We start from the raw sequence: 7663 nt of genomic DNA on the forward strand, positions 1-7663 counted from the left end.
CCCTCTCTCCGTCGTCGGCAGCGTCAGATGTGTATAAGAGCCAGCCACCCGCGGACACCCCCGACCCCGCAGGTGAGCCCACCCGCTTCGGCGCCCTGGCCCGCCGCCTGTGGAACCCCTTGCTGGCCGCGGAAACTCAGGGACAGCCATGACGACATCACGCACAGACGGAACGACAGACAACGCCGACGAACTCTTCCACGTCGAGGAAGCCCCTCGCCCCCGACGCCGCACGACACCGAAATCCCCCGCCCGCCACACCGAACCGCCACCAACCGCAGACCTCTTCGACCTCCCCGAAACCCCCGAAGTAGACCCTTCTGCCAGCCACAGCCCCACGGCCGCCGAATCGGCTGACGCGTCCGCCACCGAGGCGCCGGCTGAACACGGCGATGAATCGGCGGCGATCGTAGCAGGTGCGCCCGAGCAAGACCCGGATGCTGAACCCGCCGGGCAGGACACCACCGTGCGGGACGTGGCCGAAATGCGCGATGTCCCGGCCGACTTGTCAGCCGTCGATGCGGGGGTGGAGTCTCCCAGCGGCTCGCAGCCGACCGTTGCGCCCCACCCGCCCCCCGAGAACGATCCGACCGGGCCGCATGGGTCCCGCCATAGTGCAGTCGGCACAGGTGTTGCCCCTGTGGACATTTCGACTGTTGATGCGGCAGGAGGGTTTCCAAGCGCGGCGCAGGAGATCGGTGTATCCGACCGGCACTCGGACGGCGAACCTACCGTCCGGCGTGGATCTGTCCGGCGTGCGGTTCGGCCGGCAGCCGATGAGGTGGTCGATGTACTCACCGGCGATGCCGTTGCTCCGACAGAAGCGACCAGCGAAATGCTTTCTGCTGCGATGGTTGACGAGTCGGTGGACGTCGCCGACGGTGGGCGGGCGTTTCGGTTGTGCGGGGAGTTGCCGACGGGGACGACGGTGCTCGAGGCGAGTGCGGGGACCGGGAAGACGTATGCGATCGTCGGGTTGGCGGTGCGGTTCGTGGCCGAGCGGGGGGTGGATATCTCGCAGCTGTTGCTGGTGACGTTCAGCCGGGCGGCCACGCAGGAGTTGCGGGAGCGTACGCGGGATCGGTTCGTGGCCGCGGCGGCGGCGTTGGCGGATCCGGTGGGGGCGTTGGACAGTGGTGATGAGTTGATTCGGCATCTGGCGCAGGGGGATCCGGAGCAGGTGGAGTTGCGCCGTTCGCGGCTGGTGGCGGCGCTGTCGGAGTTCGACTCGGGGACCATCGCGACCACGCACAGTTTTTGCCAGCGCATGCTGGACGAACTCGGGCTGGCCGGGGAGCGGGATCCCGGGGTGCGGCTGGTCGAGGACGTGGACGATCTGGTGTCCACCGTCGCCGAGGATCTGTTCCTGGCCCGATATGCCCGCGCCACACCGCCGTTCACGTTGAAGGATGCGCGGGCGCTGGCCGTCGCGGCAGTACGGGACCGGCACGCGCACCTCGTACCCGAGAAGGAACTCGAGCTGGAGTTCGGTGACGACACCGCAACCGAGCGGGTCGCGTTCGCGGCGGCGGTGCGCTCGGAAACCGAACGGCGCAAACGCCTGTCGGGCATCCGCGACTTCGACGATCTGCTGGTGCTGCTGCACGATGTGCTGGCCGATCCGGTACACGGCGAGCGCGCCCGCCGCCGCATCCGCGACCGCTTCCAGGTCGCGCTCGTCGACGAGTTCCAGGACACCGACCCGCTGCAATGGGAGATCATGCGCCTGGCCTTCCACGGCCACACCACCCTGGTGCTGGTCGGTGACCCGAAGCAGGCCATCTACGCCTTCCGCGGTGCGGAAGTGCTCAGCTATCTGGACGCGGTCGCCCACGCGGACAGCAGATTCGAGCTGGGCGTGAACCGGCGCAGCGACGCCGGGCTGCTGGCCGCACTGGACCACCTGATGGGTGGCGCGACACTGGGGCACAAGCAGATCGGGGTATATCCGGTGCGCGCGGTGCAGCCGCAGACCCGCCTGTCCGGAGAGCCCGCCCCGACTCCCTTGCGCCTGCGATGTTTTCCCCGCACCGGCGCGGGCCCGTTGAACAAGCCGGGATTTCCGGCCGTGGGCCGTCAGCGCTCGCGCGTCGCACAGGATGTGGCCGCCGATATCGTGCGGCAGCTGGGCGCGGGTGTGCGGATCGGTGACCGTCCGGTCGGTCCAGGCGATTTCGCGGTCCTCGTGCGCACGCGCTCGCAGATCGACGTTGTGCGCTCGGAGCTGGACAAGGTCGGCGTCGCCTCGGTCCTGGCGGGCGGGGCAAGCGTTTTCGGCACCGACAGCGCCACCGACTGGTTGTGGCTGCTGCGCGCGCTGGAACAGCCGCATCGCGCGGACCGCGTGCGCCTGGCCGCGGCCACTCCGCTGCTGGGTTATTCGGCGGTCGAGATCGATGCCGGTGGAGCCGATCTGGTGGGTCGGCTCGGGCAGCAGCTGCGCGAATCGGCGCGGTTGTTCGGCCGCACCGGATTCGCGTCGGTCTTCGAGCGCCTTGCCGCCGAATCCCGGTTGGCCCCCAGGCTTCTCGCGGTCGCGGGCGGGGAACGTCAGCTCACCGATCTGCGGCACATCGCCCAGCTGCTGGATCAGGTGGCACTGCGCGAATCGCTGGGGCTGTCCGCGCTGACCCGCTGGCTGTCCGACCGGGTGCGCGATCCCGCGTCGGGCGCGGTGGCCGATCGCAGCAGGCGGCTGGATCGCGATGCCGCCGCCGTGCAGATCGCCACCGTGCACGCCAGCAAGGGGCTGGAGTTCCCGATCGTCTACCTGCCCTTCGCCTGGGACAACGCGCGCAACCCCTATCCGGCGACGCTGATGTTCCACGACGAGGACGGCGGCCGGGTACTGGACGTCGGTGGTTCGGACGCGCGCGGCTACAACGAGCGCAAGCGCCGCACCGAATCCGAGGAGGCGGGGGAGGAGTTGCGTCTGCTGTATGTGGCGCTCACACGCGCGCAATGCCAGGTGGTCGCGTGGTGGGCGCCCACCTACGGCACCGCGTACGCGCCGCTGCACCGAATGATCCTGGGCCGCATGCCCGCCAGCCCGGAGGTGTCGACACGCGTCGACGTTCCGGTGGACGCGGCGGTGCGCGAACAGCTTTCGGCCTGGGGCGCCACGGCTCCGGCCGGAGTCATCGCGGTCGAGCCGGTGACGGCGCCCGCCCCGGTGCATCCGCGCTGGGAGCGCGCCGAGACAGGATCGGCGGACCTGGTTGCGGCACACTTCGATCGGAGCATCGATCAGGATTGGCGGCGCACGTCGTATTCGGCGTTGACCGCGGGCGCGCACGATGCGCACACCCCCGAACCCGAAACCACACCCGGGATCTCGGACGAACCCGATGCCCCGGCGGCCGATCTCGCCGACGAGCAGAATGGCGGCGAATTCTTTTCTGCCGCACCGTCACTCATGAACGGCATGCCGTACGGCGCGGATTTCGGCACCCTGGTGCACGGCGTGCTCGAGCACGTGGACACCGACGCGCCGGACCTGGGCGCCGAGATCCATACTCGCTGCGCCCAGGCCATCGGTGAACTACTGGCCGACATCGACCCGGACGAACTGGCCACCGCCCTGCTCGCGGTCATGCATACGCCCATGGATACCGGCAGCCTCGCCCGGATCTCCAGCCGAGATCGATTGAACGAACTCGACTTCGAGCTGCCCCTCGCGGGCGGCGACACCCCGGTCGCCGAGCGGGTGACCCTGCGTGCCATCGCCGGACTCCTGCGTGCGCACCTGACCCCCGACGACCCCTTCGTCACCTACGCCGACCAGCTCGACACCCTCCCCGACACCCCGTTGCGCGGGTTCCTCACCGGCAGTATCGACGCCGTCCTGCGCACGGCGGGCCCGCGTTTCGTCGTCGTGGACTACAAGACCAACCGCCTGGGCGCCGGTGACCTCACCGTCGCCCACTACACCCGGGACCGCATGGCCGCCGAGATGATGCGCTCCCACTACCCGCTGCAGGCCGTCCTGTATTCCGCCGCCCTGCACCGCTACCTGCGCTGGCGCATGCCCGACTACGACCCGGCCCGTCACATCGGCGGCATCCGCTACCTGTTCGTCCGCGGCATGATCGGCCCCGAAACCCCGCCCGGCTGCGGCATATTCGACTGGGATCCACCCCCGGCGCTCGCCGAGGCGCTGTCCGATCTCCTCGCGGGTCGGCAGCATACGGATTCGGCCCGATGAGCGGCGGGCAGCAGTCCATGCGCGCTCCCGGTGAGACTGGCCGGTCGGCGCTCGTGTCCACACCATCACTGCGACCGGTATCGTGCCGGCCGCAGGTCCCGACGAACATCCGCGTCGCCGACGGCGGGTTACGATGGACCGAAATGCCGTCCACCGCAGGCAGACTCGTGAACCGCGCGGATGTTCTGGTCGGGCCATGGCGTCGGAACCACCGGACATTCGCCAGAGTTCACCGTTCGGGTGCTCGGTGCCTATCCGAGATCGAATACACCGGGCGGTCGACCAGCGGCGTCGGTACGGGAGGCGTGCGATGACAGCGATTCAGCTGGCGCAGCGGGCTACCGGGCTGCTGCGGGTGTTCAACGAGGCCGGGGTGCTGTCCGCGGCGGATGTGCATGTGGCGCTGCGGCTGGGGAAATTGGGGCGCGAGGACCATGAGACGGTGCTGCTGGCGACGGCGCTGGCGGTGCGGGCGGTGCGGTCCGGGTCGGTGTGCCTGGAATTGTCGCGTATGCACGAGATCGGGGTGGACGGTGAGGGTTTCGAGACAGAGTCCGATGCGGAGCTGATCGATCCCGCGACGCTGCCATGGCCGGAGGGTGCGGATGTGCTTGCCGCACTGCGGATCAGTCCTCTCGTCCGGGGTGGCGAGGCCGGTCCGCTGCGCCCGCTGCGGCTCGTCGAGGACGACGGTGCGGAACCGCTGCTGTATCTCGACCGGTACTACCGGCAGGAGCAGACCATCCGGGAGGTGCTCGCCGACCGCGCGACGAGTCACCCGTTGATCGATCCGGAAACGATTCGGCGGCACCTGGATCGACTGTTCCCGGGCTCCGGAGCGCCGGGCGATCCGCCCGATCGCCAGCGGGTGGCGGCCGCACTGGCCGCGACACAGTGGACGACGGTGGTCGCCGGCGGTCCCGGCACCGGCAAGACGCACACCATCGCGCGGATTCTGGCTCTGCTGGTGGCACACCAGCGTTCGATGCCGGGTGCTCCCGCACTGCGCATCGCCCTGGCCGCGCCCACCGGCAAAGCCGCCGCGCGGCTCCAGGAATCGGTCCGCGAGCAGGCCGGCGAACTGGATCTCCCGGAGCTGACGGCGGCTACCCTGCATCGTCTGCTGGGCTGGCAGCGCGGCGGCGCCACCCGCTTCCGGCATCACGAATTCAATCGGCTGCCCTACGATGTGATCGTCGTCGACGAGACCTCGATGGTGTCACTGACGATGACCAGCTGCCTGCTCCCCGCCGTGCGCCGCGACGCCCGCCTCGTCCTGGTCGGCGACCCCGATCAGCTCGCGTCGGTGGACGCCGGTGCGGTGCTGGCGGATCTGGTCGCCGGACCCGTTGCGGGAGCGCCGAACCCGCAGCTCGACGAGGTGCTCGGGACAGAATCGGCCCCGTCGGAGCAGCCCGAGGCCCTCAGTGCGCGGGAGCGAGATCGCCTGCGCGGCGGCATCATCCGCCTGACTCGCGGACGGCGCTTCGGCGGCCTGATCGCGGACCTCGCGGTCGCGGTCCGCGCGGGCGACGCCGATACCGCCCTGGACCTGCTCGCGGACGGTGGCGCCGAGCTGTCCCTGTGCGGCCCCGAGGAGTTCACCGCGGTGCGTGCGGACGTCGTCGCCACGGCCCGTGCCTGCACGACCGCGGCCGAGGGCGGTGACGCCATGGCGGCCCTGGCGGCGATGGAGTCGCACCGGTTGCTGTGCGCGCACCGACAGGGTCGTTACGGCGTCGAACGCTGGGACACGTTGGCGGCAGGATGGGTCTCGGCGGCCGGAATCGGCGTGGAAACCTATGCGGGACAGTGGTTTGCCGGCCAACCTCTGCTGGTCACCGCGAACGATCACGAGGCCCGCATCTACAACGGGGACACCGGCGTGATCGTGCGGGGTCCCGACGGCGGTCTGCGTGCGGCCCTCCAGCGCGGCAGCGAGCCGTACCTGGTCCATCCGACCCAATTCCCGAGCGTCACAACGGTCTACGCGATGACCATTCATCGCAGCCAGGGCAGCCAGTACGGCACCGTCTCGATCGTGCTACCCGGCCCGGAATCCACCCTGCTCACCCGCGAACTCCTCTACACAGCCATCACCCGCGCCCGAACCCACGTCCGCATCATCGGTACCGAGGATGCGATCCGCGCGGGCATCGGGCGTCGCGTCCTGCGGGCCAGCGGTCTGCGTGGGTGATGCTGGGCATCGTGCCGCCGGTGCGTGGCCGTCGAGGCCCCTGGGCGCGGTCGTCGTGTGAGAGGCCGGTTCGGTGCCGGACGGTTTTCCCGAGTGTCGGTGCGGCAGCCTATGCTTGTGCGCACAGAGGTACGGGCCGTCGGCCCGCAGGTGGGGGGCGTCCCGGCGTGACCTATCTGTGCCATACTCGCAGCCGGGCGGGCGCGTGCTGCCCGAGGAGGGACGGAGGGCGACGCATGGGCCTTATGGACAAGATGCGCAACGAGCTCATCGATATCATCGAATGGCTCGATGAGACGAACACGACACTGGCGTGGCGGTTTCCGCGCTACGACAACGAGATCAAGAATGGCGCGCAGCTGATCGTGCGCGAGGGCCAGTGCGCGGTGTTCGTGTATCGGGGCCAGCTCGCCGACGTGTACGGGCCCGGGCATTACCAGCTGGTCAGCGAGAATATGCCGATCATGTCCACCCTGCAGGGGTGGAAGTACGGCTTCCACAGCCCGTTCCGCTCCGAGGTGTACTTCATCAACACCCGTCCGGTGACCGATCTGCGCTGGGGCACACCGCAGCCGGTGACGGTGCGGGACCCCGACTTCAAGATGGTGCAGGTCCGCGCGAACGGCACCGCCATCGTCCGGGTTATCGATCCGCCGTCCTTCCTGCGCCAGGTGATCGGCACCGAGAGCGTCGTGGATATGGAGCAGATCACCGAGATGATCCGCCGCAATGTCACGGTGGCATTCTCGGATATGGTCCTGGCCAGCGGCCTCGGCGCCATCGATCTGCAGGGCCGCCAGGTCGAACTGTCCGATAAGCTGCGCGATTTCATCGGCCAGCGGGTGCAGTCGTTCGGCCTCGGCGTCGACACGGTCACGATGTCGATCTCGCTGCCCGAGGAGATCCAGCAGGCCATGACCCGCGGTGTCGCCCGTGGTGTGGAGGCCGGGGGATTCCTCAGCAACGTCGGCGACCTGAACCGATACACCCAGGCCCAGGCGGCGGACGCGATGCTGGCCGCGGCCCAGAACGAGGGTGGCGGTCCGGCCGGCGCCGCGATGCAGGCCGGGATGGGCGTCGTACTGGGCGGGCAGATGGCGGGAAATATGCAGGGCGCCTTCGCACCCCAGGGATATCAGCAGCAGCCGGGCGGCTACCCACAGGGCGGCTATCCCCAGCAGGGCGGCTATCCGCAGCAGCCGGGATACGGTCAGCCCACGCCCTGTCTCTTATTCACATCTCCGAGCCCCACGAGACACTCG

The 7663-nt window shown here is 69.4% G+C and carries 3 protein-coding genes; all 3 read left to right on the top strand.

What is annotated here, in order from left to right; genetic code table 11:
* Positions 1 to 850 precede the first annotated feature (850 nt).
* Positions 851 to 4204 (top strand): UvrD-helicase domain-containing protein, encoded by a 3354-nt coding sequence (locus JZ791_RS42910; protein WP_216903517.1) that lies wholly within the window; start codon positions 851 to 853, stop codon positions 4202 to 4204.
* 310 nt (positions 4205 to 4514) lie between these two features.
* Positions 4515 to 6401, top strand: a complete 1887-nt coding sequence (gene recD / locus JZ791_RS42915) for an exodeoxyribonuclease V subunit alpha (RefSeq protein ID WP_216903519.1) — start codon at positions 4515 to 4517, stop codon at positions 6399 to 6401.
* A 236-nt stretch (positions 6402 to 6637) separates the two neighbouring features.
* Positions 6638 to 7663, top strand: a 1026-nt coding sequence (locus JZ791_RS42920; RefSeq protein WP_216903521.1) for an SPFH domain-containing protein, incomplete at its 3' end; no start/stop codon positions are given.

Source organism: Nocardia alni (assembly GCF_019038435.1).
In the GTDB taxonomy this organism is placed as follows: domain Bacteria; phylum Actinomycetota; class Actinomycetes; order Mycobacteriales; family Mycobacteriaceae; genus Nocardia; species Nocardia alni.

Excerpts from the sequence above, each read along its gene's own strand:
- JZ791_RS42910 (WP_216903517.1), top strand. The coding sequence starts at position 851 with ATGGTTGACGAGTCGGTGGACGTCGCCGACGGTGGGCGGGCGTTTCGG.
- recD (WP_216903519.1), top strand. The coding sequence starts at position 4,515 with ATGACAGCGATTCAGCTGGCGCAGCGGGCTACCGGGCTGCTGCGGGTG.